The following is a 24,895-nucleotide window of genomic DNA, read 5'->3' as shown; positions in this document are numbered from 1 at the left end:
CTGTAGCGGACCGGAAGCCTCGGCAATGGTGCGCGGCTCATTTGCGGGGTCGGGTTTCGGCGGCCACAGATTTGCGCAGCGCATCCATGATGTTGATGACATTGCTCGGTTCCGACGCTGGCGATTTCGCTTTGCCTTTCTGGGGGTTTTTCAGCTGTTTCTTTCTCGTGTTGATGATGTCGAGCAGCCGATCCTGGACCGGGTCGACGACCATCTTCGGATTCCAGTCCTGGGTCTTCTTTTCGATCAATTGCTGGACGAGCGGCATCATGTCGGAATCCGCTTTCTCGTTGCCGATATCCTCAAAATAGGCTTTCTCGTCCCTGACCTCGTCCCCGTAGCGCAAAGTCCACAGGATGATGCCTTTACCACGCGGCTCCAGCAAGACGGCGCGTTCGCGACGCGAGATGACCAGTCGCGAAATGCCAACCACCCGCTTGGCCTCCATCGCTTCACGAATGACGGAAAAGGCTTCCTGACCGACAGGGTCGTTCGGGGAGAGATAGTACGGGGTATCGAACCAGATCCATTCGACGCTGTCGCGGGGTGCGAAGGTGGATATGTCGATGGTTTTGGTGCTGTCCAGCGCAACATTTTCGAGTTCGCCGTCCTCGAGCATAACGTACTCGTCTTCTGCGCGCTGATAGCCCTTGACCTGGTCGTCCTCCTTGACTTCCTGCCCGGTGACCGCATCGATGTAGTGGCTGATAACGCGGTTCTGTGTCGCGCGGTTGAGCGTATGAAAACGAACCTTTTCTTCGTCGGACGTTGCCGGCATCATCTGCACGGGGCAGGTGACCAGCGACAGCTTGAGATAACCTTTCCAGTAGGGCCGAACGGCCATGAAAGCGTCCTCCGACTAGCTGGCGCGCCGTTTTTGCGCGGTAGCGGGCTTGGATTTGGCAGTTGCAGATTTTGCAGCTGGCTTGCGAGCGGCGCCCTTGTTGACATTCGCTGCGGTGCGCTTTGCTTTTGTTTTCTTCGCACCCATGCCCGCACTTTCGCGCAGTGCCTGCAGCAGATCTCCAGGCTTCGAGGCAGTGGGCGCCTTCCTTTTGGGAAGCGAGCGTCCTTCGATTTTGGCTTTGACCAGTTCGGCCACCGCAGCCTCATATCGATCGTCGAAGCTGCTGGCGTCGAAGCTACCCTTCTTGGTTTCGATGATATGTTCGGCAAGATCGAGCATCTCGCCTTCGATCTTGAGGTCGGGGAGATCCTCGAAAGCCTTGTCGGCCGAACGGACCTCGTAATCAAAGTTGAGCGTGGAGGCGATCAGCCCCTTGCCATGCACTCGGATAAGGACGGTGCGCACCCGTCGGAACAGCACCGTTCGCGCAATCGCGGCGACCTTTTCCTGTTTCATCCCGTCGCGCAGCAGCACGAAGGCATCGGTGCCCAGCTTGTCGGGAGCGAGATAATAGGGCTTGTCGAAGTAGATTGTGTCGATCTGGGAGCAGGGGATGAAGGCCTCTATCTTCAGGGTCTTGTCGCTGTCGGGAACGGCTTCGGCCATTTCCTCGGGTTCCAGGGCGACGTACTGGCCATTCTCCATCTCATAGCCTTTGACCTGGTCGTCACGCTCAACCGTATCTCCCGTCTCGCCATCGACGAATTCGCGTTTGACTCGGTTTCCCGTCTTGCGATTGAGAGTGTTGAAGGCGATGCGGTCAGAAGTTGATGCCGCCGTATAGAGCGCCACGGGACAGGTCACCTCGCCGAACTTGATGTAGCCTTTCCAATTCGCTCTTGGGGCAACCATGATACAAGTTCTCCTGACGCGGCCAAAGGAACTCAACCGCTCAGCCGGCGTTTCGTTCCCCACCGTTCTCAATCGAATGCATCTTTTGCGCCGCAGCCGCGTTTGTGGAGGGGAAAATCACAAGGGAGGTCTGCCATGAGAATGCGCGAGCCAATCGATACCGGCAGCGGTGAACGCCGTCGGCGGCGCGAGGAGGATCGCGAGTCCAAGATGGGCAACGAAGCTTCGTCGTCGCTGCCCATCGCATGCCGGCGGCGCAGATCATTCTGGTGAAACTCGCCACCTACAATGTCAACGGCATCAACGGTCGCCTCGACGTGCTGCTGCGGTGGCTCGAGGAGAGGCAGCCGGATGTCGTGTGCCTGCAGGAACTGAAAGCGCCCGACAGCAGGTTTCCTCATCGGGAAATCGAGAAAGCCGGCTATGGCGCGATCTGGCACGGACAGAAATCATGGAACGGGGTGGCCATCCTGGCTCGAGGACGCACCCCAATGGAGACGCGTCGCGGTTTGCCGGGCGATCCTGATGACAGTCACAGCCGCTACATCGAGGCGGCAATCGAGGGGATAATCGTCGGATGCCTTTATCTGCCGAATGGCAACCCCGCCCTTGGACCCAGGTTTGACTACAAGCTGCGTTGGTTTGACCGGCTGCAGCACTATGCGGCGCAACTGATAGAACTGGAGATCCCGGTTGTCTTGGCTGGCGACTTCAATGTCATGCCAACCGATCTGGATGTTTACAAACCGGAGCGGTGGCGCGACGACGCGCTCTTCAGGCCGGAGGTGAAAGCGGCTTATGCCGCACTTCTTGATCAGGGCTGGACGGATGCGGTGAGGCATCTCCATCCGAATGAGCGGATTTATACATTCTGGAAGTATTTCCGAAACGCATTTGCCCGAGACGCTGGGCTTCGCATCGATCATTTCCTGTTAAGCCCGGCGCTTGCTGGCGATCTCAAGCGGGCCAAGGTGGACAAGTCAGTGCGAGGTTGGGATCACACGAGTGACCACGCGCCGGTTTGGATCGAGCTACTTTAACCCGCAACGATCTGCTCTGCCGTAAACCTCTATTCTTTTATCGATCCGTCCTTCTATGGGCCGTCTCATTTCGGAGGAAACTCTCCGTTGCAGGTTAAATCCTATGCGTAGGCGATCAATATTGCCATGCCGATCGCGATCATGCTTATACCGAGCCAGTTCCTCACCAAACCAAGAAATCTAAGCCCTTGTCCTCTGGGCTCCAGGGTCGGCTTGGCATCTGAAATGGATCGGTGAGGATCGCTGAGAGGTCGACGCCTGAGCGCACCCCAAAACAAATCGAGTACACCGGCGATCACGAGGGCAGCACCGATCAGGATCGCGGTTATGGACATGGTTTTCTCCATTGTGCGCCAGGGTCGCGTGCGCAGCTGTGAGAACAGCCAATACGATCACCTGGTGCCTGTGAGCCTGACACCGGGACAGAGTAGCGCTGCACTTCAACGAACGAACTCTGCGCAACTCCCTTGGTTGATTGACCAACCGCAGGGAAAAGTAATGGTTCCGATCACAATTCCGTAAGCGGTTTGACAGACCAGCGATGACATCACCGAATTGCAGGGAAACTGTGTGGGATCGCAACAGTTCATCAGTGAAAGAGAACAGGCCCTCGGTCCTGCAGCGAATGAAAGCGGGGCGAAAATGTGGGAATTTCAAGACTTCGCCACATTTCTCCCATGCGAGAAAGTTACTGGAGGTTGTTTTGTGATTCGTATGCACTGCCTGCAATTTTGAAAAATCGAGGATTGATATGGTAAAAGTGACCAGAATTGCCACGACTGTCTGTGCTCTTGGTGCCCTCCTAGCAACAACTGGATTGGCTCAAACGGCCTTCGCCCAAACTCAGGCTGAAACCACTTCTGTCGCACCCTTAGCCACAGGCTTGACCGATGGCGGGGCCGCGGAAGCGCAGGTCGTCGAAGCTGTCCGCGCCGGGGACGTTTTAACAATCAAACTCCGCTTCAAGCCGCTCGCGACGAACCAGCTGGAACGAATATATGATTCGATTAGCCAGGACGCATATGAAAACAGCTTCTACGTTCTTGCCGGCAATAAGAAATACCTGCTGCTTACGGACAGCAGTGATAAGCCGCTGACAAATCCAAACCTCGTTATCAAAGCTAACAAGGATTCTCCGATCGCGGGTTCCTGGCATGGTAGGTTCCCTGCTCCGCCAAAGGACGTCACCGAGGTGTCACTGACGATCCCGGGCGTCGAGACACTCGACGCGATCAAACTTACCGACCGATAGCCATGGCTGGTGCAGCGAAATGTTCCCTCGCGATGGTCGTGATCATGATAGCGGCCAGCGGTTCTTATGCGCAGGTGTCACCTTACCATCGCGAAATACGTGATCTTAAGGCCACGGTTCTTGATTTGAAGGGGCTACCCTCCGATCTGAACAGCGCCGTGTTTGATCTGTCTGCGAAAGCCGATGGGCTTACCGCTCAGCACGGTGGTCTTTCCGTACGACAAGACGCAACGACCGTCAGGGTGTCCATGACGGGCGATGTGCTGTTCGATTTCGACAAGGCCGACATCCAATCGGCGGCCGAACCGACACTCATGGACATCGCGCGTCTCATCACATCCGTCCCCGCCGGCACGATCATCATCGAGGGTCATACCGATTCCAAAGGGTCGGCTCAGTACAATAACGAACTGTCCCTTCAGCGAGCTAGTGCCGTCATGCAATGGCTTGTGAAACATGGAGCAGATAAAGCGCGGCTATCGGTCGAAGGGCTAGGTGATAGCCGTCCGATCGAACCCAATACGAAAAACGGAGCGGACAATCCCCAAGGGCGCGCTCTCAACCGGCGCGTCGAGTTCGTTTTTCCAAAGCGGTAGAAAATGGGTCCTGCGGGCCGATGAATTGACGCACGCCGGCTACTTAGGGCCGACGTGCGACCGCTATGGCGTTTGGCGTTGGCCCGACCGGCCGACGCTATCCGTACGGTGACGTATGCGCCTGACTGAGCCCGAGGTCGCCCTTGTGGAGTGTTTGGCCCACAAGTAACCAGTGCACCATCAGGCGGTGTCTTCAACGACGAACAGATCGACGGACCGCCGAGGCACTACTACGCAAAGCCGCCGGCGGCAAACACAGCAAGCGCGCATCCATCCGGCATTCGGATAATCAACCGTTGTCTGTGAATTGCCGACACAACGGGAGGTATGGCGGTTCTTGACATGTATTCAGATACGGCTTTTAAGTTTGCTGGCGGCTCTGCAAAGCAGCAGAGTTGTGCGGAAACCCTACTGCATGGTTCCTTAAATCCTATCCGATTCAAGGATCAAAACATGCGGCATCAGCTCTTAGAGGTCCCAATGCGCCGAGTCCCTTCTCACGAAAATCACGTTGGAATTTCTGAGAAGTTGAGGATTCATGCGCACCTTAAATCTGGGCGTCCTGGCCCATGTGGATGCAGGCAAAACTAGCCTTACCGAACGACTGCTTTTTGACGCCAGTGTCATCGACAAGCTAGGCAGCGTCGACGCAGGCAATACACAGACAGATAGCCTCGCTCTGGAGCGGCAGCGTGGCATCACCATCCGAGCTGCCGTCGTTTCATTCACGATCGGCGACACGGTGGTGAACCTCATTGATACGCCCGGTCACCCCGACTTCATCGCCGAGATTGAGCGCGTGCTTGGGTTGCTGGACGCTGCAGTCGTCGTTGTTTCCGCAGTCGAAGGCGTGCAAGCGCAGACGCGAGTGCTGGTGCGGGCGTTGCAGCGTGTTGGGGTTCCCTTCCTATTCTTCATCAACAAGGTCGATCGTCTCGGTGCGCGCTACGACGAAGTGCTGCAAGCCATTGCCGGCCAACTACCGGTTCGACCCATCGCCATGTCGGCCGTCATTGATGCCGGTAGTAAACTCGCTCAGGTAAAGGCGTTCGATCCGGGAAGCGAGCCGCTTTTCACCGCGCTGTGCGAGACCCTGGCGGAAAACGATGACGAGCTGCTGCGCGATTATCTGCAAGCGCCGGATCGTCTTACCGACGAAAGACTTGACCGCTCGCTGCGGGATCAGGTTTCTCGCGGTCTGTTGCAGCCGGCATTTGCTGGCGCGGCGGTAACCGGCGTGGGCCTGCCAGCTCTGACATCAGCAATTGCGACCCTACTGCCCAGCCGCGACCTCGATCCTGATGCTGCTGTCACCGGCAGGATCTTCAAGATCGAGCGTGGATGGGGCGGTGAGAAGCTCTCCTATCTCTATCTCTCATCTGGCACGGTCCGCGTGCGGGAATATCTCGACCTGCCTCAGGGGTCGGCAAGGGTGACCGGAATCCAACTTTTCGACGCCGGCAAAATTCACAGCGCAACCAGCTTCAGGGCAGGCCAGATTGCTCGGGTCAGCGGCCTTGGCATCGCCCGCATCGGCGACGTGGTAGGCACCACCCGCCTCGCAGACGTCCCGCACCATTTTGCGCCTCCAACGTTGGAATCCCGGGCTAAAGCGCAGCGTCCCTCCGAGAGTGCGGCGCTTTGGCTGGCGCTAAACCAGTTGGCCGAACAGGACCCGCTGATTGACCTGCGCAAGAACGAGGACACGAACGACATCTTTGTGTCTCTCTATGGCGAAGTGCAGAAGGAGGTGATCCAATCGACTCTGCTGACGGATTTCGGTCTCGAAGTTGCGTTTGAGGATAGTACAGTCATCTGCGCCGAGAGGCTCGCCAGAACCGGCACGGGCCTTCAGATCATCTTCAAGGAGCCGAACCCATTCCTCGCGACCGTTGGCTTGCGCGTCGAACCTCGGCCGGAAGGGGCGGGCAACAGCTTCGCGCTGGAAGTGGATGTTGGCCAGATGCCGGCAAGCTACTACCGGGCAGTCGAGGAAACCGTGTTCGAGACGCTTAAACAGGGCATCTTCGGCTGGCAAGTCATTGATTGCCACGTTGCCATGACCGCTGCTCGGCACAGTTCCCCGTCGAGCACCGCTGCAGACTTTCGGCAGTTGACGCCGTGGGTCCTCGCAACTGCGTTATCAACGGCAAAAACCGTTGTCTGTGAGCCGATCGACCAATTTTACCTTGAAGCTCCCTCGGAAACTTTGGGTGGCTTGCTGACCCTGCTTGCCAAGTCGGGCGCTGTCACCAAGGAATCGATTGTGGCCGATGGCGTAGCGCGGCTGGAAGGGCATGTCGCCTCCGAGAGGGTTCAAGGCATTCAGCAGCAACTGCCGGGACTGACAAGCGGCATGGGGACCATGGAAACCTCCTTCCACCACTATGCCCCGGCAGCCGACCCGCAACGTTCGCGCAAGCGTTCCGGTGTCGATCCATTCAACGGCCGCGAATATCTACTCCGATTGTCGTGACCCGCAGCGAGCATCACGCCCGCCCCGACGATAAGACACTGCATTGCTATGCCTGCATAGGAGCTCAGATTGTCATCTGACGATATCCCTCACGATGAGATGAGGCTGACGATAGGAAGCTGCCGCACGGGCACGAGTCCTTCGGAGGTGTTTGCCGTGCGGTATGGCACCAGTCGACGATGGAAGGAGACTGGGCGAAATGGGTTGGGCGATGCAGCGGGTCCGATGGTTGCTGCAGGCCCTGCCATGAGCGATGGCGAAGATCCGATCATGAGGTATAATTGGGCCATGCCGACCTTGCCGTTAATCGCGAGTTTGAAAGAGTACCGCGCCGAGTGGCTTCGCTATGATCTGACGTCGGGTCTAGCGATTGCAGCGGTCGGGTTGCCGAGCGCCATCGCCTATCCGGCCATTGCCGGGTTGCCGCCGGAGGTGGGCCTTTATTCCAGCATATTGCCGCTTCTGGGCTACGCTCTCCTCGGATCTTCGCGACAACTCATCGTCGGCCCAGACGCCGGAACGGTTACGGTGCTGGCCGCCGTGCTATTGTCGCTCAATCTTCCGACCGCAGAAGATCGGCTCGTCGCGACCGCAGCAATCGCCGTCATCGTCGGTGGTCTGTGCTTTGCCGCCAATGCTTTACGGCTAGGCTTCATCGCAAACTTTCTATCGCGACCGATCCTCACGGGCTTCATGACCGGTATCTCCCTATCGATCCTGATAGGCCAGATCGGGCGCCTGACGGGCGTGAAGATCGAAAGCGAAGGCGTGCTTCGACCGATCATGGAACTGTTGGACAAGGCCGACCAGATTCATTGGCCGTCGCTCACCCTCGGCGTTGGCCTTTTCATCCTCCTGCGTTTGCTCAACGCCTGGCGACCCGGCATTCCTGGACCTCTGGTGGCCGTGGCGATTGCAACGGCCATGTCGGCCGCCTTCAATTTTTCCGCCGCGGGCATTCGTGTGGTCGGCGAGATCCCGTCGCGCCTGCCGACGCCGATGCTACCTATCACCACCGGGGTCTCGCTCGGCGATCTCTTCTTGGGCGCTGTTGCCGTGTTGATCGTCAGTTTCGGAGCGGGCATCGTGACGGCTCGCAGTTTCGGTGCGAAGAACAAATATCCGGTCGACGCCAACCGAGAACTGCTGGGCTTCGGCGCAGCAAACATCGCCTCCGGGTTGTTCGGGGGCTTTGCCGTCACGGCATCGGATTCGCGCACGGCTATAAATGATTCCATGGGCGGCAAGACTCAACTGGCCGGTATTATCTCGGCTATCGCCCTGGCGTTGACGGTGCTGTTTCTCACCGGCGCTCTGTCCTTGCTGCCGACCCCCGCGCTCGGCGCCATCCTGGCGTCTGCAGCCATCGGCCTTATCGATCTGCGCGCTCTACGAGAATTGTGGCGCATCAGCCCGATCGAATTCGTCTTCGCGCTCATCAGCATCGCCGGCGTGTTGACACTTGGGGTGCTGCATGGCGTGATTTTCGCTATCGGAGCGACGTTGCTCTACATCCTGATGAAGGGGCTGAAGCCGCGCGATGCGCTTCTTGGCCGCATTCCCGGACGCGAAGGCTTCTACAAGCTGCATCGCTACAAGGACGTAAGACCGATCCCTGGCGTTGCCATCTATCTTCTGCAAGGCAGTCTGCTGTTTTTCAATGCCGACCATGTGCGCGGCCGCGTGGAAGAGATCGTCAAGAACCTGCCTGCCGATACGCGATGGTTCATTTTTGATGCTGGCGCGGCAGCGCAGATCGACAGCACCGCAGCGGCGATGCTCGATGATCTGCGGGATTTCGTCGAGGGGCGCGGCTTGAAGTTCGGCATTGTCGAGCTCCATAGCGAACCTCGAGAAACCTTGCTGCGCTCGGGCGTCATCGACAAGATCGGCAACGGCATGATCTTCGACGACCTGGAGGACGCGATCGCCGCTTTCGAAGCTGGCAACGCCAAGACCGCAGCCTAGAAGGCTACGGCTCCTCGCCATTCAACGACATCGTTAATACCCCGGATTGACGCCGCCTGACCGGATCGCGGCGAAGCTTGGATCGGGGTAAGAACCCTGCCATTGAGCGTAGGTGGTATTGCCTCCTCCACTCGTTGCACAGCCCGAGATCGCCATAAGCGCCAGCATTGCGATAACCAGGGAGATATTAGGCAAAGTCGTCCTCCTCCACACTGAGGTTTCGAACAATACGTTAAGACTTATTTGTATGATGCGCAAATCAACATTTTCAGGGTGCATTCGTACCGTATTTGCAAATCTACACAACAGTTTTCAGGGAAGTTAACTGCGCTACGCAAATAATAGGCCAAATTTCATCGGAGAAGCCGCGAAATGTATTGCGGCGTTGCTCGAACGCCAAGAAGAAGTCGATCAATCGGGTGAGGTCGATTGTTGTGTCGCTCGCCCAGCAAGGCTCGCCATCACAAAACGACGCCGGAGCAAAAACAATCGGGGCGACCCGCCGCCCTGACAGATGGCGTGGCGGTGTCTTTGCGGTCCTTACTTCGGACGGACCAGCGAACGCTAGGCGGCAATCAAAAGCCAGTGAGTGGAAAAAACTGAACGCAATGAATTGAAAATGGACTATTCTGATCTCTGTGCTAGTTTATTCTACCGCAAGGCTCACATACCTGTCCTTTATCTTTGGCAGACAACTGTTCTGGTAATGACGGCGAAGGACGCCGACAGAAATCGCAGCTATATAAATGGGCACACGAGCTCATTGGCGTGTGTCTACTCTAGTGTTGAAACGCTCTATCAAGTTCGGATTCTGGGGTGCGCGCAACATTGCCTCGCCACAGCATCCGTTATGGGGACGACAGCTTCAAGTGCTCGATCGGGACCCGGTTCAGAAACGGGGGCGTTGATCCTGCGCCCGCAAGTGTTTTGAGCAAGAGGCCTTCCAGCCTCTTTTGGAGGAAGAAATGGCGATTGAGCGGGTGTTTACGTTTTTCCGCGCGACGGCGATCGTTTTGTCGATGCTTGTGCCCTCTGGAGTTGTGCTGGCCCAGCAGACCGCCACAGCGCCTTCCACGCCGGCGGAGGCGGCTCCAGAACCGCTGAGCGACGATGAGCTCGAGATCCTCGTTGCCCGGATCGCGCTTTATCCCGACGAGTTGGTCGCGCTCATCTCCGCTGCATCGCTCTATCCTTTGCAGGTGGTCGAGGCCGAACGTTTTCTTCAGGAGAGTTCAAAAAATCGCGATCTGAAGCCGAAGGAAAGCTGGGACGGCAGCATCGTTTCGCTGCTCAACTATCCCGAGATCGTCAAGATGATGAGCACCGACCTCGAGTGGACGCAAAGCTTCGGCGAGGCGATCGCCAACCAACAGAAAGATGTTCTCATAGCGATACAGCAGCTGCGTGACGAAGCCGTTGCTAAGGATATAATCAAGACCGACGACAAGATTAAAGTCGTCGAGGAGGGTGACAACGTCATCATCCAGTCGGCAAATCCCGAAACGATCTATGTGCCGCAGTATGCGCCGGAAATGCTCTACCAGCCCGATTATGCGCCGGTACCGATCGGCTATTATGACGACCCCTATCCTGCCTATTGGTACCCGGGCGCCGCCTTTTTCGCCGGAGCAGTCACCGGCGCGGCCTTCGCGGCCATCGTCGACTGGGATGACTGGGGCGTCTGGGGTGGCAATTGGGGCGGCGACATCGATGTCGATTGCAATAACTGTTTCAACAACATCGACTTCGACGGCAAGATGAAATGGAACGACGTCGACTGGAAGAATGTCGATCGCAGCAAGATCAACTTCGACCGCAATCAGTTGCAGAAGTTTGATCGCACCAACATCAAGAACAACATCAAGGCCAACGGCAACAACAACATTCGTAACCGCGCCGCCGAGATCAATCGCGACCGGCCGCAGGCGCGACCGGGCGGTGCAGGTGGCGGTCAGCTCAACGACGTGCGCAAGAGCACGCTCGATGGGCTGAAGGCGCAGCAGCGACCAGCGGCACGCCCAGGCGGCGGTCAGGCGGTAGCGAAGGCCAGGCCAGGCGGCTCGAAGCCCAGCGTGAACAGGCCCAAAGGCAACAAGCCCTCGCAGGTAAACCGACCCGCCGGCAAGAAGAAGATGGCCGCAAAGGCACAGAACCGGCCCAAGAAGCCGTCCGGCCTCGGCAACGTCAACTCGGGTCGTCGCGAGGTCGCCTCTTCGAAGCGTGGCGGACAGAGTATGGGCGGCGGTCATCGCGGCGGCGGGCGGCCTCAGATGAGAAGTGGCGGTGGAAGGCCATCGGGTGGCGGGGGCCGTGGCGGTGGCGGTGGCGGCCGTGGCGGTGGCAGGCGTTAACGGAGCGACAGGAGCACGATCATGAGCAAGCTTTCTCAGACTCTTCTTCTGGCATCGGCCATTTCCTTCTCCGTTGCTGCATTTCCGCTCGCTGTCGACGGGGCCCGTGCTCAGGCGGTACCAGACGCCGGCGACATCGAGAACTATGCCGCGGCGGAGGATCCGCCGCTGTTCGACGACCCGGCCAAGGCGGTGGAAATGTTCAAGTCGGCGCTCGCCGCCAACGACCTCGATGGTCTTGCAAAGCTTCTGGGCCTTGACGCCGCAAAGCTGAAAACGGGCGAAGGGACGATGGAAACCTTCGCGCTTATTCGCGAAGGTGTGGCACGCAATGTCGTGGTGCGCGACCTCGGCGAAAGCAAGATTCTCGAAATCGGTGATCGGCTCTGGCCGCTGCCGTTTCCGATCACAAAGGGTCGGGACGGCAAGTGGGCTTTCGACACCTATGTCGGGCTTGAGGAGATCGTGAACCGCCGCGTCGGGGAGAACGAACTTGAGGCGATAGAGACCGTGCGCGCCTATGTCGAAGCACAGAAGGATTATGCCTCGCAGGACCGCGACGCCGACGGCGTGCTCGAATATGCCCAGAAGCTGATCAGCAGCCCAGGCCAGACCGATGGATTGTACTGGCCGGCCGAGCAGGGCGATGGTGAGAGCCCGGTCGGCGACGAGATCAGCGAAGCAGCTCTGGAGAAGGCGAAGGCTGGAGAGGGTTATTTCGGCTATCGCTTCCGCATTCTGACGTCACAAGGCGATAATATTGCCGGCGGGAAATACGACTTCATCATCAATGACAATATGATAGGAGGCTTCGGGTTGATCGCCTGGCCGGTGAAATATGCTGAAACCGGTGTGAAGACTTTCGTCGTCAACCAACAGGGCATTGTCTATGAAGCGGATTTGGGTACGAGCACCGAAGCGATCGTGCCGTTTATCGACCGCTTCAATCCGGATGACAAGTGGAGTGTCGTCCTGGATTAGTTACCAGAAACGCGAGGATATTCTCCCGGTCTGTCGCATAGGCGGCCGTTTGATCGAAATCAACGTTGCTAACGGATGGTGGCCCTATAAGGTTACACCAGTGACACGATCGAGCGGTATGCTGCAATTTCTTCTAACTGCACGAAAACCTCGCCCTAGCGCGTGAGCCTCGCTGGGCATCGGTCACGACAGCAGGCAGTCGTTATTGGCAGCATCAAGAACTAGTCCCTTGAACCGTCTAACGGAGTGGGCGCGATGTCCAAGCTTTCCAGTCTTCCGGCCTCACCCATGTCTGGCAATGCATTGACGGAGTACTCCGTGGATGCATGGCAACGGTGGGTCCTGTTCCTTGATGTAATGCGCAGGCGCGGCGAGCAATATGAGGAACACGCTGCACGCAGCGCGCCCCATGTGCTGGACTATGAAGCCGAGCTCATCCTGGACGGCAGGACCCTGAAAGAGCCGGTCAACTACGCTCTCGTGCGCATCATACCTCCCGCCGACTGCGCGATCGATCCCGTCAAGAGGCCATTCATCGTTGTGGACCCACGGGCAGGACATGGACCAGGCATCGGTGGCTTCAAGGCCGACAGCGAAATCGGCGTGGCCATGAAGGCCGGTCATGCCTGTTATTTTGTCGGTTTCCTGCCGGAACCAATGCCCGGACAGACAATCGAGAAGGTCCTGCACGCGGAAGCGCAGTTCCTGGAGATCGTCATGTCCCGCCACCCGGAAGCGGATGGCAAACCCTGCGTCATCGGCAACTGTCAGGCGGGATGGGCTGTGATGATGCTGGCCGCGCTCAGGCCCGAGCTTTTCGGGCCTATCATTATCGCCGGCTCACCACTTGCCTATTGGGCAGGTGTCCGCGGGCAAAACCCGATGCGTTACTCGGGAGGACTTCTCGGTGGGAGTTGGCTGACAGCATTGGTCAGCGATCTTGGCGCGGGAAAATTCGACGGCGCCTGGCTTGTCCAGAATTTCGAGAACCAGAACCCAGCCAATACTCTGTGGACCAAGCAGTATAATCTCTACGCAAAGGTGGATACGGAAGCCGAACGCTATCTCGGCTTTGAGCGTTGGTGGGGCGGGCACGTCACTTTGACGGCGGATGAGATGCAGTTCATCGTCGATGACCTGTTCGTCGGCAACAAGCTTGCAGCAGGGGAGATCCGCACATCTGATGGCATGGCCATCGACCTTCGCACGATCCGTTCGCCGATCGTGGTCTTCTGCTCCAAGGGGGACAACATAACACCACCTCAGCAGGCCCTCGACTGGATTCTCGACATTTACGACAGCGTCGATGAAATTCGCGCGCTTGGCCAGACGATTGTCTATGTCGTCCACGAAAGCGTCGGCCATCTGGGGATTTTTGTCTCCGCCGGGGTTGCTCGTAAGGAGCATGATGAATTCGCGTCAAACATCGATCTGATCGATGTGCTGCCACCTGGCCTTTATGAAGCGGTTCTCGAGCCGAAAGCAGATGCGCTCGATCATCCGGAACTGGTCACCGGGGAGTGGATCATGCGTTGCGAGGCACGGACCCTCGACGATATTCGTGCTCTCGGCGGTAACGATCTTGACGATGAGAAGCGATTTGCGGCGGCGGCTCAGCTTTCGGAGGTCAATCTTGCACTTTACCGTGCGTTTGCCCAACCTTGGGTGCGCGCTGCCGTGACCCCTTCATCGGCAGAGACAATGCGACGACTTCACCCCCTCCGCCTGGGTTACGAGATTTTCGGCCCCTCCAATCCTTTTCTCGACTGGGTTCCCCAGGCAGCAGAGCGCGTTCGCGCCGACCGTCGCCCCACATGGACGGACAATCCCTTCAGCGCCCTCCAAGAGCAGGTTTCCGGCCAAATCGTCGAAGGGCTGGAGTCCTGGCGTAAAATGACGGAACGGCTGGCCGAGCAAACCTTCGGTGCGATCTATGGCTCGTCTGCGCTTCAGGCCGCCCTTGGCGTCGATCCAAAGTCAAATCTGCCACCACGTAAGGCGCCGAAGAGCAAGCTGATCAACGCGCTTGTCGAAGCTCGCACTGCGGCGTTGAAGGAAAGAATATCCGTTGGCGGTCTCCTGGAGGCTCTCGTTCGATCGCTGCTGTTCGTGGGGATGGCCCGTGGCGGGGCCGACGAACGCGGGTTTCAGGCCATTCGCGTGCTTCGGCGTGGCCATCGAGATGCTCGGCAACTGAACCTTTCGGAGTTCAAGGCGCTGGTTCGGGATCAATACTACATCCTGCTTGTCGATGAGGCGGCAGCGCTCGCAGCCATTCCAGCGATGCTGCCGAACGAGCTTGAACAGCGTCAGGCCGCCTTGCAGAGCCTGCGGGGCGTGCTCGAGGCCTCCGGCGCGTTGACGGAAGCTGCGGCGGAGCGCTTTGCCTACGTGACCGAGCTTTTCAGCCTGGATAAGGGGCGCGTGGGCGTCAAGCCGACGCCGATGGCTGTTAGACCTGCCGCGCGCAGCCGCGGCGCCGTGCGATCAAGATTGTAGGAGATTACCAGTGGCTATTTCTAGCGCGACAACTCTGGAGCCATCAAAATACGACCGCCTGATTGCGGCTGCACAAGAGGTTCCTCCTGCAATCACCATCGTAGCGCATCCCTGTGACGAGACCTCGCTACGTGGTGCGTTGGAAGCAGCCCAGCACAGGCTGATTGTTCCGATCCTGATCGGACCCGAGGCGAAGCTCCGCAAAGTCGCAGCCGAAGCCGACCTTGATCTCAAGGGATACGAGATTATCGATGCGCCACACAGCCACGCCGCAGCGGCGAAAGCCGTGGCACTCATTCGGGAGGGGAAAGGCGAGCTCTTGATGAAGGGTAGCCTGCACACCGACGAATTGATGCGGGAAGTAACCGCTTCTGCCACCGGTCTTAGAACGGAACGCCGCATCAGCCATGTGTTCGTGATGGACGTTCCTGGTCACGCGGACACGCTGTTCATCACCGATGCGGCGATCAACATTTTTCCCGACCTCGATGTCAAACGCGACATCGTGCAGAACGCGATCGACCTCTGGGTCACCATTGGCCTCGGCGAACCCCGCGTCGCGATCGTGTCAGCAGTCGAGACAGTGACGACCAAGATCCCTTCGACCCTTGATGCCGCGGCATTGTGCAAGATGGCAGATCGCGGTCAGATCACCGGCGGCCTGCTCGACGGCCCGCTTGCGTTCGACAACGCGATAAGCCCGGAGGCCGCGCGTATCAAAGGGCTCAACTCGCCCGTGGCCGGCAGGGCGCAGATCATCGTCGTGCCAGATCTTGAAGCCGGCAACATGCTTGCCAAGAATCTGACGTTTCTCGCCCATGCGGACGCCGCGGGGATCGTGCTTGGTGCGCGCGTGCCCATTATTCTTACCTCGCGGGCAGACACAGTGCGCAGTCGCCTGGCATCATGCGCAGTTGCGACCCTTTACGCGACGGCCCGCCGTCGCTCTACACAAGTGGCGGCTTGAAGCGTGGACGCGATCCTTGTCGTCAACGCCGGCTCATCCAGCCTCAAGTTCCAGATTTTCGAGATCGTGGGCAAAGAGTTGGAGCGGCGCATCCGTGGTCAGATCGACGGGATCGGGGCGCGGCCCCGCTTGCGTGCGGCGACCGCTTCGGGCGAGGTCCTCGTCGATCGCAGTTACGAGCAGGCCGCGATGGGCGATCTGCCCGCTGCCATCGCTGAAGCAGGTGACTGGCTGCGATCGCTCGATGGCTTCGTTCTGCGGGCTATTGGCCATCGCGTCGTCCATGGCGGACCCAACTATGCGCAACCGATCCTGCTCGATCACGACATCCTCGATAAGCTCGCCACGTTCCAAGAACTTGCACCTTTGCATCAGCCGAACAACCTCGCGCCGATCCGGCTTGCCATGGAGATTAATCCGCTGGTTCCGCAGGTCGCCTGTTTCGACACGGCTTTCCACCGCGGCCATGCTCCTCATACGGACTGCTACGCCTTGCCGATGGCTTTCTACGAGGAAGGTGTACGAAGATATGGCTTCCACGGGTTGTCCTACGAGTACATCGCAGACCGGATCGGCAACCTAGCGCCCGATGTCGGCCAGGGAAGGGTCGTGGTTGCTCATCTCGGCAGCGGCGCTTCCATGTGCGCAATGAAGGCAGGGCGCAGCGTCGAGACGACGATGGGCTTTACAGCACTTGATGGTGTGCCGATGGGCACCAGGCCAGGGCAGATGGATCCGGGCGTCGTGCTCTACTTGATCGATCAGAAAGGAATGACAACGGGAGAGGTTACAGATCTTCTTTACCGTGCGTCTGGTCTCAAAGGTCTTTCAGGCATCTCCGGCGATATGCGTGATCTTCTGGCTAGCGATGATCCGCGCGCCGCGTTCGCGATCGATCATTTCGTCCATCGTTGCGCGCTCAGCGTGGGCATGCTTGCCGCCGCCCTCGAAGGTCTCGACGCGTTCGTCTTCACGGGCGGGGTTGGTGAGAATTCGGCGCCAATTCGCGCGCGTATCAGTGAGCGCCTTTCTTGGCTCGGGGTTGAGCTTGATGACGCAGCAAACAACGCGGGTAAAACCCGTATATCGACGCAGACGAGCCGCGTAGCGCTCTATGTCTTGCCGACGGATGAGGAGTTGATGATCGCGCGCCACGTTCATGCGCTTATCACCAGGCCCTGACCACTACAGCGCCGCGCGTCTTATTAGACGCGCCAAGGTCGCTGTAGCACTTTGAGTGGCTGCATGTTTTATCCTTAGATCGAATACGATTTAAGGAAACATGCAGTACGCCCTGAAACCAGATCTCACAGGAGCAGCAATCAATGTCCAGCCCGGTCGTCAAAGCGGAGCTTCTCAAAGGGAAAAAGGGGCTGATTGTCGGTATCGCGAACGATCGTTCCATTGCATGGGGTTGCGCGCGGGCCTTTCGCGCCTTTGGTGCCGAGCTGGCCGTCACCTATCTGAACGATAAGGCCAAGCCCTATGTGGAGCCTCTCGCGCGTGAGGTCGGGGCGTCGATCTTGATGCCGGTGGATCTGGCCATTCCCGGGCAAATCGAAGCTGTGTTCGATCGGATTGAAAGGACCTGGGGTGAGCTCGATTTCGTCGTCCACTCAATTGCCTTTTCGCCAAAGGACACGCTCGGTGGTCGGGTCGTCGACGTGCCGCGCGATGGTTTTCTCACGACCATGGATATCTCTTGCTGGTCTTTTATCCACATGGCTCGCCTCGCCGAACCGTTGATGAAAAACGGAGGCACACTGTTCACGATGACCTATTACGGTTCGCAGATGGTCGTCGAGAACTACAACATCATGGGTGTGGCGAAGGCGGCACTCGAAAGTGCTGTTCGATACCTTGCCGCAGAACTCGGGCCGAAGGGAATTCGCGTCCACGCGATTTCGCCGGGAGCGGTAGCGACGCGTGCTGCGTCGGGCATTCCGGAATTCGACGAACTACTGGAAAAGACCATCCGGAAGTCTCCAGCCCGCGAACTCGTCAGTATTGACGACGTAGGTGTCGCCACCGCCTTTCTTGCCCACGATGCCGCGCGCCTGATGACAGGGCAGGTGCTCTATGTCGATGGCGGCTATCACATCATTGATTGATCGAGCCGAGAGCAGGTGGGGTATGTACCGCGTGTTTGCTTCGGGTGCGCCTCCTTAACAAAGCGGTGCGGGTTGCCGGGGGATAGTTATTCCGGTTCCGGTCGTTATTGGCAGCTCAAGCTGAGCTTTCTTCGGCTCTGACGGCCAGCGCTTTCAGAACTTCGTCATGTTCGCACCGGGCGGGTTGGGTGACCGCACCAGAGTTGTCTTGTATTCCTCCACTGCCTTCAGCAATGGCCCAAGAACCCAGTTGTACATTTCGCCGATATTGTGCTCTTCCTGCGGGTCCGACTCGACGTTGAACACCTTTGGGTAACCATTCATCGGCGCGGCGCTGGATCCCACTCCCCCCATTGGCATCATGCCGCCAGGGCCGCTGCGGCCAGGCCCTACGTCGACGAAATACGCCCGGAATTGCTTCCAGCGGACGGAGACGAGATCAGACCCGACGAAGGTCAGCAGATGCTCTCGCCGTCCGGTGTCATTCTTGCCGAGCAGCAGGTCGCTTTGGTCGATTCCGTCGATTGGCCGATCGCTGGGGACCTTGCCGCCGGCAAGACGTGCGAAGGTCGGGAAGAAATCCATGATTGAGAACATCGCATAGGAGGAGCGCGGCTTGATCATTTGCGGCCAGCGGATCACGGCGGCGGTGCGGATCGCGCCCTCGCTGACATCGCCCAGCGCGCCACGATAGGGGCCCGTCGTTCCCATGTCGGGCATGTCAGCGCCGAACCGGCTCGCTCCAGGGCCGTCTGGCCCATTGTCGGATGCGAAAACGACAATCGTGTTTTCCTCAAGGCCAAGCGCTTTCAATGCATCGAGTACTGTGCCGACGATTGCATCGCCCTCCATCAGCGAGTCCCCGAACTGGCCGATGCGTGAAGCTCCCTCGAAACGCTTCGAAGGCAGATTGGGAAAGTGCGTGCGAGAGATCGGCAAATACAGGAAGAACGCCTTTCCTGCTGCCTTTTGGCGCGTCATGAAATCGATGCCGTGGTCCACCAGTTCCCAGTCGATCCCGCGACGCACTTCCTCCGTGTAGGGTTTGACCAGCGTTAGCGGCTCTCCACGTTTAGCTTCAACGATGTGCGGTCCATTTTCGAGCGAGATGTCGACGGACTTGGTCTGGAGACCTTGGCGGATCATGCCGAACGCGTCCCAGGTGTCGCTGGGCGGGATTCCATAAAATTCGTCGAAGCCCTGGTTCTGCGGCTGACTGTAGATTTGTCCGCCAAGGTGCCACTTGCCGAAGATCGCCGTGGCGTAGCCGGCGTCGCGTAGCATCTCTGCCATGGTAATCTCGTCGGCTGGCAGCGAGATAGATGTGCCAGCCACCGCCACCAACGAAAGCCCGGACCGTATGGAGTAGCGTCCTGTCATCAACGCGGCGCGCGATGGCGTACAAGACGGCTCGACTAGGAACTGCGTCAGCCGCAGCCCTTCCGCAGCAAGTTGGTCGATGCGCGGCGTCGGTGAGCCGCGCAGCTCCCCGCCGCCATAGGCGCCAATGTCGCCATAGCCGATGTTATCAGCCAGAATGAACAGGATGTTTGGCGTCGATTGCTGCGCAAATGCCGCTCCGACAAACAACGATTGAGCAATGAGAGACGCTCCGATCGCAAGTGCGTCGCGCGTCCACGGCCACAGTTTGAGCCAAGTCATGCTGCGTCTCTCCACTGTTTCCAAATCCGGGCAGGCGGACGCCGGGTGCTCCTGCTGCGGACGGGAACATCTTTCAATACCGCTGCGTCTGCTCGCCGCTCCAAAATGATCGCCCGCTGGCCTCCCGATCCGCTGTTTCGTTTGTGCGCCAAAAACAGAACCCTGCCTATTGTCCTTCGGGGAAGCGGGATCGCAATGCATTCAAAGCCCCAATGCCCTGTCGACAGCATTGATCAACAAGGCGGCGGGGAACGGCTTGCGTAGATACGCGATGCAGCCCGCCTTGACCGCCTCCACGTGAAGCGCCTCATCCTCAACGGCGGTGATGAAGATAACCGGGAGTTCGCTGCCCGATGCCTTTAAGCGGTGCCATAGTTCGATGCCTGAAATGCCACCCAAATGAATATCGAGGACGATACAGCCAAACTGACTTGCGTCGGCATGGCTTAAAAAGGCCTCGGCAGATGCAAATGCTTCGGTTGCAAAACCATTTGCGTTCAACAGTCGCACGACGCTCCGGCGCACGCTTGCGTCGTTCTCGACAACGGCCACTGTGCGTTGTGGGCTTTCCACTTGAGGCCTTTCTGGAGCCAAGAACAGGAGCAGCCCCGATCACGACGAACGTAGGACCAACATTGGAGGCTGGCTATTGACCTTTGGTGAAGCGCCGCGTTCCAAGTTATCGTGGGAGCGCATCCGAGGCTGGATCGAAAAGGCGCAATCTCTCGGCGATCGACACGGTCTCGGCCAGGGACCGGGCTTCAAGCTTTTCCATGACGTTGTGGCGGTGCGCCTTGACCGTCCGTTCGGATGTGCCGAGAGCATGAGCGATCTGCTTGTTGAGCTTGCCGCGGACGATGAAGCCGAAAACCTCGAACTCACGTGGTGTCAGGTGCGCAATGCGCGCCCTAAGGGCTTGGATACGATCCTGCTCGACACGCTGCGTCTCGCACCGGCGCAACGCCCGCTCGACGGCCTCCAGCAGTGCCCCCCTGGGCGCCGGCTTTTCCAAGAAATCCTCGGCGCCCGCTTTCATCGCCTGAACGCTGGCTTTGACGTTGCCACGTCCCGTGAGAAACACGACAGGCAGAAGCGGCGCTCGCTCAGTGACCCTGTTCTGTAGCTCCAGACCGCTCAGCCCAGGTAAATCAAGGTCAAGGAGGACACAGCCAGGTTCGTCATGCGGAAACTGCGCCAGAAACTGATCGCCTGATTCATAGAGAGACACGCGGTACCCGGATGCCGAAAGCAGCCGCCCGACTGCGGTGCGGAAGGATCGATCATCATCGACGATGTGAACGATTGGTTCCATGGTTCATCCAGTTTGCGCGAGAGGCAGTAAAACTCGGAAAACTGCTCCGCCTTCTGGGCGGTTGGCGGCCCAGATCGTGCCGCCGTAGGTTTCGACTATTGCGCGCACGATGGAAAGGCCAAGCCCCGTTCCGGAGGGCTTTGTAGTATAGAACGGCTCGAAAATGCTGGCGAGCTGTTCGTTTGGTATTCCACGACCGGTGTCCGAAATCGACAGCTCGACCTTGGAATCCTTCGTCAGTGTTGTCTCAAGCATAAGCCTCCGCTCGGTCGCGACCACGTCGAGCATTGCATCCATTGCATTGGTTGCCAGATTGAGAATGATCTGCTGGACGTGGACCCGGTCGGCTCGGACCGGCAGTTCCCGCCGGGCCCAATTGGAACTCACGACGACGCCCCTCTGCTCGGCTTCGCCGCGGAGAATCCTGATCGCACTTGTGATGACCTCATTGAGGTCGAACTCCTGCCAGTCGATCTCTCCTCGCTTCTTAAGTAGGCCTCGCATCCGCGAAATGACGTCATGGGCACGCTGATCGTCGTCTTGAATGTCTATGAGGATCTGCTTGATCAGCTCGAGATCGGGCCTCTCGGACATCAGAATTGCCTCCGCCGCCTCGGCGTTGCTGCGGATTGCACCCAGCGGCTGGTTAAGCTCGTGCGCGATTGAGGCTGAAAGCGCGCCGGCTGTTGCGGATTGATTGAGGTGAACCACTTCGAGCAGACGGAGGCGCGATTCGACCTCCGCCGCCTGGCGGCGACGGCGTTCGACAAGAAGTCCGGCAATGACTGTGCCTTGCAGAGCAACAATGGCAAGGGCGACGACGGTCGCGAACCAGTATTGTTCCCAGAAAGTGGGCTCTTTGAACATCTGGACCGTGCCTGCAGGAAGATCCTTTTCCGACAACCCCCAGCGTCGGAGCTGCCTCACGTCGGCGACATATGTTTGGGGCGACCGGAGACTGGAGATTGGCTTGCCAGCGATGGCATCGAGCGCAAGGTCGGCCGCCGTTTTGCCCAGTGACCCAAACGTGACCACGTTGCCTCCAACAATGCCATAGTCGATGTAGGTCGGGTACGGGCCGTAGATCGGCGCACTGGCAGTCTTCGATATTTGCTTGATCGCTTCGCGCGGAACGAAATTGCGCCCGGTAACGTCCTTGAAAATCGTCAGCGCCAGTACAATGCTGTCGGGAGGTAGCTCGGCGGCTCGCTTGGTGAACTCTTCGATCGTCAGGTCTTCCAAGTATGTCGTTTCAAACGTTCTTGAGAAAACCGCAAGATCGGCTCGCGCGGTAGCAAGCCATGAACGGTCGAATTCGGATGATCCTCCAACTATGAAGAGATGCCGCGCATCAGGCTGGAGACCGCGGGCCATCTCAGCGGTCTTTACGATGTCAAATTCGCTGAAAGCTCCGATCACGTCGCTGGGCAAGTCCATTGCTTCGGCAGCGGAACTGCTGAAGCCCGCGACGATTATCCTTGCATCGCCCGAGATTTCCTTGCGGTTGGCAGAGATGAACCGAGCCGACTCCTCGCCGAGCGCAATCACCACGTCAGGGCGGCGATCGCCGTACTTGGCCGTAAGATATTCAGCCATACGGCGCATGTGCTTCGGCTCAGGAAATCGCGAAAGGTCGAGAAATTCGGAGAAAAGATCGATCCGGCCTTTGGTTGCGTCGAGAAGCCGCGACCTGACGGCCTCCCCGGCTGCGGTGGTCGCCGCGATCCGCTCGTCATAAGGATAGAGCACCAGCACACGCGGCACACTGTCAACAACTGCCTGACCGGCCGTCGCCGCTGACGCAGTCGCCAGGAATGCACACAGGCCCGGAACCACACCCCTGATCAGCCAGTGCGATTGCCTGGTCCGGTTACCCAGAACGCCCATGACTTTCCCCCGACAGATAGGCGCAATCTACCAAGGCGAACTTGCTAATACAACCAGAGCTTTAGAATTCAAGCGCAAGCTAACGAAGTGCGGTTTTGCCCGATGGTACAATATCCCCGCCGCAAGACGTCCGATAGTTTCACCGTCGTGGGTGGCCTCGCGCTGGCCACAGGCATCCAGACGAGAGGCCCTCGATCGAGGGCGTTCAGGCTACAGCATTGCTTCAATTTGCTTCGTTTCGATACAGCAAGGACAGGCGGCGGATCCCCTTAAACGCATCAGAACTCGTGCGTTTGGTGAACCCGATCCGCCCAAGCCTTCGGAGGAGTAGTCAATATGAATTTTCGCTTCATGTGCTCTGTCGGAGCCTTGGCGGCTTCGACATTTCTCGTTGGGGCCGCATCCCAAGTGCAAGCCCAGTCGCCGTCAAAACCCAACATTCTCTTTATCGTTTCCGACGACACGGGCTATGGCGATCTGGGCCCCTATGGCGGCGGCCAAGGACGCGGCATGCCGACGCCGAACATCGACAAGCTGGCCGATGAAGGCATGACCTTCTTCTCCTTCTATGCCCAGCCGAGCTGCACGCCAGGCCGGGCTGCAATGCAGACCGGGCGCATTCCGAACCGGAGCGGCATGACGACCGTGGCTTTCCAGGGGCAGGGTGGTGGTCTGCCGGCAGCGGAGTGGACGCTGGCGTCAGTGCTGAAGCGCGGCGGCTATCATACGTACTTCACCGGAAAGTGGCATCTCGGCGAGGCGGACTATGCGCTTCCGATCGCCCAGGGCTATGACGAGATGAAATATGTCGGCCTTTACCATCTCAACGCCTATACCTATGCGGATCCGACCTGGTTCCCTGACATGGACCCGGCACTGCGGGCTATGTTCCAGAAGGTGACGAAAGGCGCGCTTTCGGGCAAGGCCGGCGGCGAGGCGAAGGAAGACTTCAAGATCAACGGCCAGTATGTCGATACTCCGGTGATCGACGGCAAGGAAGGCGTTGTCGGCATTCCGTTCTTCGACGGCTATGTCGAGAAAGCGGCCATCGAATTCCTCGATGAGGCTGCAAAGAAGCCGGATGAGCCGTTCTTCATCAATGTCAACTTCATGAAGGTGCATCAGCCGAACATGCCGGCACCGGAGTTCGAGCACAAATCGATGTCCAAGTCGAAATATGCCGACTCGGTCGTGGAGCTCGACACCCGTATCGGCCGGATCATGGACAAGCTGCGCGAAACCGGAATGGACCGGAACACGCTGGTGTTCTACACAACCGACAACGGCGCTTGGCAAGACGTCTATCCGGACGCGGGATACACTCCGTTTCGCGGCACCAAGGGCACATTGCGCGAGGGTGGAAATCGTGTTCCCGCAATCGCAGTTTGGCCGGGCAAGATCAAGCCCGATACCAGGAACCACGAACTCATCGGCGGTCTCGATCTCATGGCGACGTTCGCTTCGGTCGGCGGTGTCCCACTGCCCGAAAATGATCGTGAAGACAAGCCAATCATTTTCGACAGCTACGATATGACACCGGTCCTGACGGGTAGCGGCCCATCGCCACGCAAATCCTGGTTCTACTTCACGGAGAACGAACTTTCACCCGGCGCAATCCGCGTAAACAACTACAAGTTCGCGTTCAATCTTCGCGGCGACGATGGAGCCCAGACCGGCGGACTGGCCGTTGACTCAAACCTTGGATGGAAGGGCGCGGAGAAATACGTGGCCACCGTACCTCAGGTGTTTGACCTTTGGCAGGACCCTCAGGAACGCTACGATATCTTCATGAACAACTTCACTGAGCGGACTTGGATGGGCGTTGTCATGGGGGAAGAACTGAAGAAGATCATGGCGACATACGTGAAATATCCTCCACGCAAGCTGCAGAGCATGGGATATACGGGCCCGATTACGCTTTCAAACTATGAGCGTTTCCAATGGGTGCGGGACTCCTTGGCGAAGGAGGGTGTTAGTATTCCGATGCCAACCGGCAACTGACCTTGGCGCGGCGGCTCCGTTCGTTCGGGGGCC

The 24,895-nt window shown here is 58.4% G+C and carries 19 protein-coding genes; 12 read left to right on the top strand and 7 right to left on the bottom strand.

What is annotated here, in order from left to right:
- Nucleotides 1–37: 37 nt before the first annotated feature.
- Both IB264_RS12040 and IB264_RS12035 read right to left on the bottom strand, forming a co-directional pair.
- Nucleotides 38–844 (bottom strand): Ku protein, encoded by an 807-nt coding sequence (locus IB264_RS12040; RefSeq protein ID WP_057216722.1) that lies wholly within the window; start codon nucleotides 842–844, stop codon nucleotides 38–40.
- 15 nt (nucleotides 845–859) lie between these two features.
- Complete coding sequence (locus IB264_RS12035; RefSeq protein ID WP_192433669.1) at nucleotides 860–1,759, bottom strand: Ku protein; 900 nt, start codon at nucleotides 1,757–1,759, stop codon at nucleotides 860–862.
- Nucleotides 1,760–2,028: 269 nt separating this feature from the next.
- On the opposite strand from IB264_RS12035, the gene xth reads away from it, so the two are divergent.
- Nucleotides 2,029–2,799, top strand: coding sequence for an exodeoxyribonuclease III (xth, locus tag IB264_RS12030; RefSeq protein WP_057217201.1), 771 nt, complete (start codon nucleotides 2,029–2,031; stop codon nucleotides 2,797–2,799).
- Between the two features lie 101 nt (nucleotides 2,800–2,900).
- Here the strand turns inward: xth and IB264_RS12025 are convergent, their stop codons facing one another.
- Nucleotides 2,901–3,128: a hypothetical protein gene (locus tag IB264_RS12025; RefSeq protein WP_057217203.1), complete on the bottom strand. Its 228-nt coding sequence runs from the start codon at nucleotides 3,126–3,128 to the stop codon at nucleotides 2,901–2,903.
- A 422-nt stretch (nucleotides 3,129–3,550) separates the two neighbouring features.
- Here IB264_RS12025 and IB264_RS12020 point away from each other — a divergent pair, with 422 nt between their 5' ends.
- The 10 genes from IB264_RS12020 (at nucleotide 3,551) to fabI (ending at nucleotide 18,000) form a co-directional block, all read left to right on the top strand.
- Nucleotides 3,551–4,051 carry a hypothetical protein gene (locus tag IB264_RS12020; protein ID WP_025430447.1) on the top strand — a complete coding sequence of 167 codons (501 nt, stop codon included), beginning with the start codon at nucleotides 3,551–3,553 and terminating at the stop codon, nucleotides 4,049–4,051.
- A gap of 2 nt (nucleotides 4,052–4,053) precedes the next feature.
- Nucleotides 4,054–4,647: an OmpA family protein gene (locus IB264_RS12015; RefSeq protein WP_057216728.1), complete on the top strand. Its 594-nt coding sequence runs from the start codon at nucleotides 4,054–4,056 to the stop codon at nucleotides 4,645–4,647.
- Between the two features lie 538 nt (nucleotides 4,648–5,185).
- Nucleotides 5,186–7,123, top strand: coding sequence for a translation factor GTPase family protein (locus IB264_RS12010; RefSeq protein WP_057216731.1), 1,938 nt, complete (start codon nucleotides 5,186–5,188; stop codon nucleotides 7,121–7,123).
- Between the two features lie 270 nt (nucleotides 7,124–7,393).
- Nucleotides 7,394–9,091: a SulP family inorganic anion transporter gene (locus tag IB264_RS12005; RefSeq protein WP_192433395.1), complete on the top strand. Its 1,698-nt coding sequence runs from the start codon at nucleotides 7,394–7,396 to the stop codon at nucleotides 9,089–9,091.
- A 965-nt stretch (nucleotides 9,092–10,056) separates the two neighbouring features.
- Complete coding sequence (locus IB264_RS12000; protein WP_057216734.1) at nucleotides 10,057–11,442, top strand: DUF3300 domain-containing protein; 1,386 nt, start codon at nucleotides 10,057–10,059, stop codon at nucleotides 11,440–11,442.
- Nucleotides 11,443–11,463: 21 nt separating this feature from the next.
- A complete protein-coding gene (locus IB264_RS11995) occupies nucleotides 11,464–12,423 on the top strand; it encodes a DUF2950 domain-containing protein (protein WP_025430439.1) in 960 nt (319 codons plus the stop codon).
- Between the two features lie 255 nt (nucleotides 12,424–12,678).
- Nucleotides 12,679–14,922 carry a DUF3141 domain-containing protein gene (locus IB264_RS11990; RefSeq protein ID WP_192433393.1) on the top strand — a complete coding sequence of 748 codons (2,244 nt, stop codon included), beginning with the start codon at nucleotides 12,679–12,681 and terminating at the stop codon, nucleotides 14,920–14,922.
- Between the two features lie 16 nt (nucleotides 14,923–14,938).
- On the top strand, nucleotides 14,939–15,889 hold the full coding sequence (locus tag IB264_RS11985) for a phosphate acetyltransferase (protein ID WP_309141649.1): 951 nt from the start codon (nucleotides 14,939–14,941) through the stop codon (nucleotides 15,887–15,889).
- A gap of 3 nt (nucleotides 15,890–15,892) precedes the next feature.
- Nucleotides 15,893–17,071 (top strand): acetate/propionate family kinase, encoded by a 1,179-nt coding sequence (locus IB264_RS11980; protein ID WP_057216742.1) that lies wholly within the window; start codon nucleotides 15,893–15,895, stop codon nucleotides 17,069–17,071.
- A 143-nt stretch (nucleotides 17,072–17,214) separates the two neighbouring features.
- A complete protein-coding gene (fabI, locus tag IB264_RS11975; protein WP_057221141.1) occupies nucleotides 17,215–18,000 on the top strand; it encodes an enoyl-ACP reductase FabI in 786 nt (261 codons plus the stop codon).
- 153 nt (nucleotides 18,001–18,153) lie between these two features.
- On the opposite strand, the gene IB264_RS11970 is transcribed toward fabI, so the two are convergent.
- The 4 genes from IB264_RS11970 to IB264_RS11955 all read right to left on the bottom strand — a co-directional run bounded on the left by IB264_RS11970 (nucleotide 18,154) and on the right by IB264_RS11955 (nucleotide 22,861).
- A complete protein-coding gene (locus IB264_RS11970) occupies nucleotides 18,154–19,863 on the bottom strand; it encodes an arylsulfatase (protein WP_225906215.1) in 1,710 nt (569 codons plus the stop codon).
- Nucleotides 19,864–20,268: a response regulator transcription factor gene (locus IB264_RS11965; RefSeq protein WP_057216750.1), complete on the bottom strand. Its 405-nt coding sequence runs from the start codon at nucleotides 20,266–20,268 to the stop codon at nucleotides 19,864–19,866.
- A gap of 73 nt (nucleotides 20,269–20,341) precedes the next feature.
- Nucleotides 20,342–20,974 (bottom strand): response regulator transcription factor, encoded by a 633-nt coding sequence (locus IB264_RS11960; RefSeq protein ID WP_057216756.1) that lies wholly within the window; start codon nucleotides 20,972–20,974, stop codon nucleotides 20,342–20,344.
- Between the two features lie 3 nt (nucleotides 20,975–20,977).
- Nucleotides 20,978–22,861: a HAMP domain-containing sensor histidine kinase gene (locus IB264_RS11955; RefSeq protein WP_057216758.1), complete on the bottom strand. Its 1,884-nt coding sequence runs from the start codon at nucleotides 22,859–22,861 to the stop codon at nucleotides 20,978–20,980.
- Between the two features lie 336 nt (nucleotides 22,862–23,197).
- On the opposite strand from IB264_RS11955, the gene IB264_RS11950 reads away from it, so the two are divergent.
- Complete coding sequence (locus tag IB264_RS11950; RefSeq protein WP_057207015.1) at nucleotides 23,198–24,862, top strand: arylsulfatase; 1,665 nt, start codon at nucleotides 23,198–23,200, stop codon at nucleotides 24,860–24,862.
- Nucleotides 24,863–24,895 lie beyond the last annotated feature (33 nt).

It is taken from the genome of Ensifer sp. ENS11 (assembly GCF_014851895.1).
GTDB lineage: Bacteria > Pseudomonadota > Alphaproteobacteria > Rhizobiales > Rhizobiaceae > Ensifer > Ensifer canadensis.
This window is presented reverse-complemented; position numbering and strand designations above follow the sequence as displayed.

Excerpts from the sequence above, each read along its gene's own strand:
- IB264_RS12040 (WP_057216722.1), bottom strand. The coding sequence starts at position 844 with ATGGCCGTTCGGCCCTACTGGAAAGGTTATCTCAAGCTGTCGCTGGTC.
- IB264_RS12035 (WP_192433669.1), bottom strand. The coding sequence starts at position 1,759 with ATGGTTGCCCCAAGAGCGAATTGGAAAGGCTACATCAAGTTCGGCGAG.
- IB264_RS12020 (WP_025430447.1), top strand. The coding sequence starts at position 3,551 with ATGGTAAAAGTGACCAGAATTGCCACGACTGTCTGTGCTCTTGGTGCC.
- IB264_RS12015 (WP_057216728.1), top strand. The coding sequence starts at position 4,054 with ATGGCTGGTGCAGCGAAATGTTCCCTCGCGATGGTCGTGATCATGATA.
- IB264_RS12010 (WP_057216731.1), top strand. The coding sequence starts at position 5,186 with ATGCGCACCTTAAATCTGGGCGTCCTGGCCCATGTGGATGCAGGCAAA.
- IB264_RS12005 (WP_192433395.1), top strand. The coding sequence starts at position 7,394 with ATGAGGTATAATTGGGCCATGCCGACCTTGCCGTTAATCGCGAGTTTG.
- IB264_RS12000 (WP_057216734.1), top strand. The coding sequence starts at position 10,057 with ATGGCGATTGAGCGGGTGTTTACGTTTTTCCGCGCGACGGCGATCGTT.
- IB264_RS11995 (WP_025430439.1), top strand. The coding sequence starts at position 11,464 with ATGAGCAAGCTTTCTCAGACTCTTCTTCTGGCATCGGCCATTTCCTTC.
- IB264_RS11990 (WP_192433393.1), top strand. The coding sequence starts at position 12,679 with ATGTCCAAGCTTTCCAGTCTTCCGGCCTCACCCATGTCTGGCAATGCA.
- fabI (WP_057221141.1), top strand. The coding sequence starts at position 17,215 with ATGTCCAGCCCGGTCGTCAAAGCGGAGCTTCTCAAAGGGAAAAAGGGG.
- IB264_RS11970 (WP_225906215.1), bottom strand. The coding sequence starts at position 19,863 with ATGCATTGCGATCCCGCTTCCCCGAAGGACAATAGGCAGGGTTCTGTT.
- IB264_RS11960 (WP_057216756.1), bottom strand. The coding sequence starts at position 20,974 with ATGGAACCAATCGTTCACATCGTCGATGATGATCGATCCTTCCGCACC.
- IB264_RS11955 (WP_057216758.1), bottom strand. The coding sequence starts at position 22,861 with ATGGGCGTTCTGGGTAACCGGACCAGGCAATCGCACTGGCTGATCAGG.
- IB264_RS11950 (WP_057207015.1), top strand. The coding sequence starts at position 23,198 with ATGAATTTTCGCTTCATGTGCTCTGTCGGAGCCTTGGCGGCTTCGACA.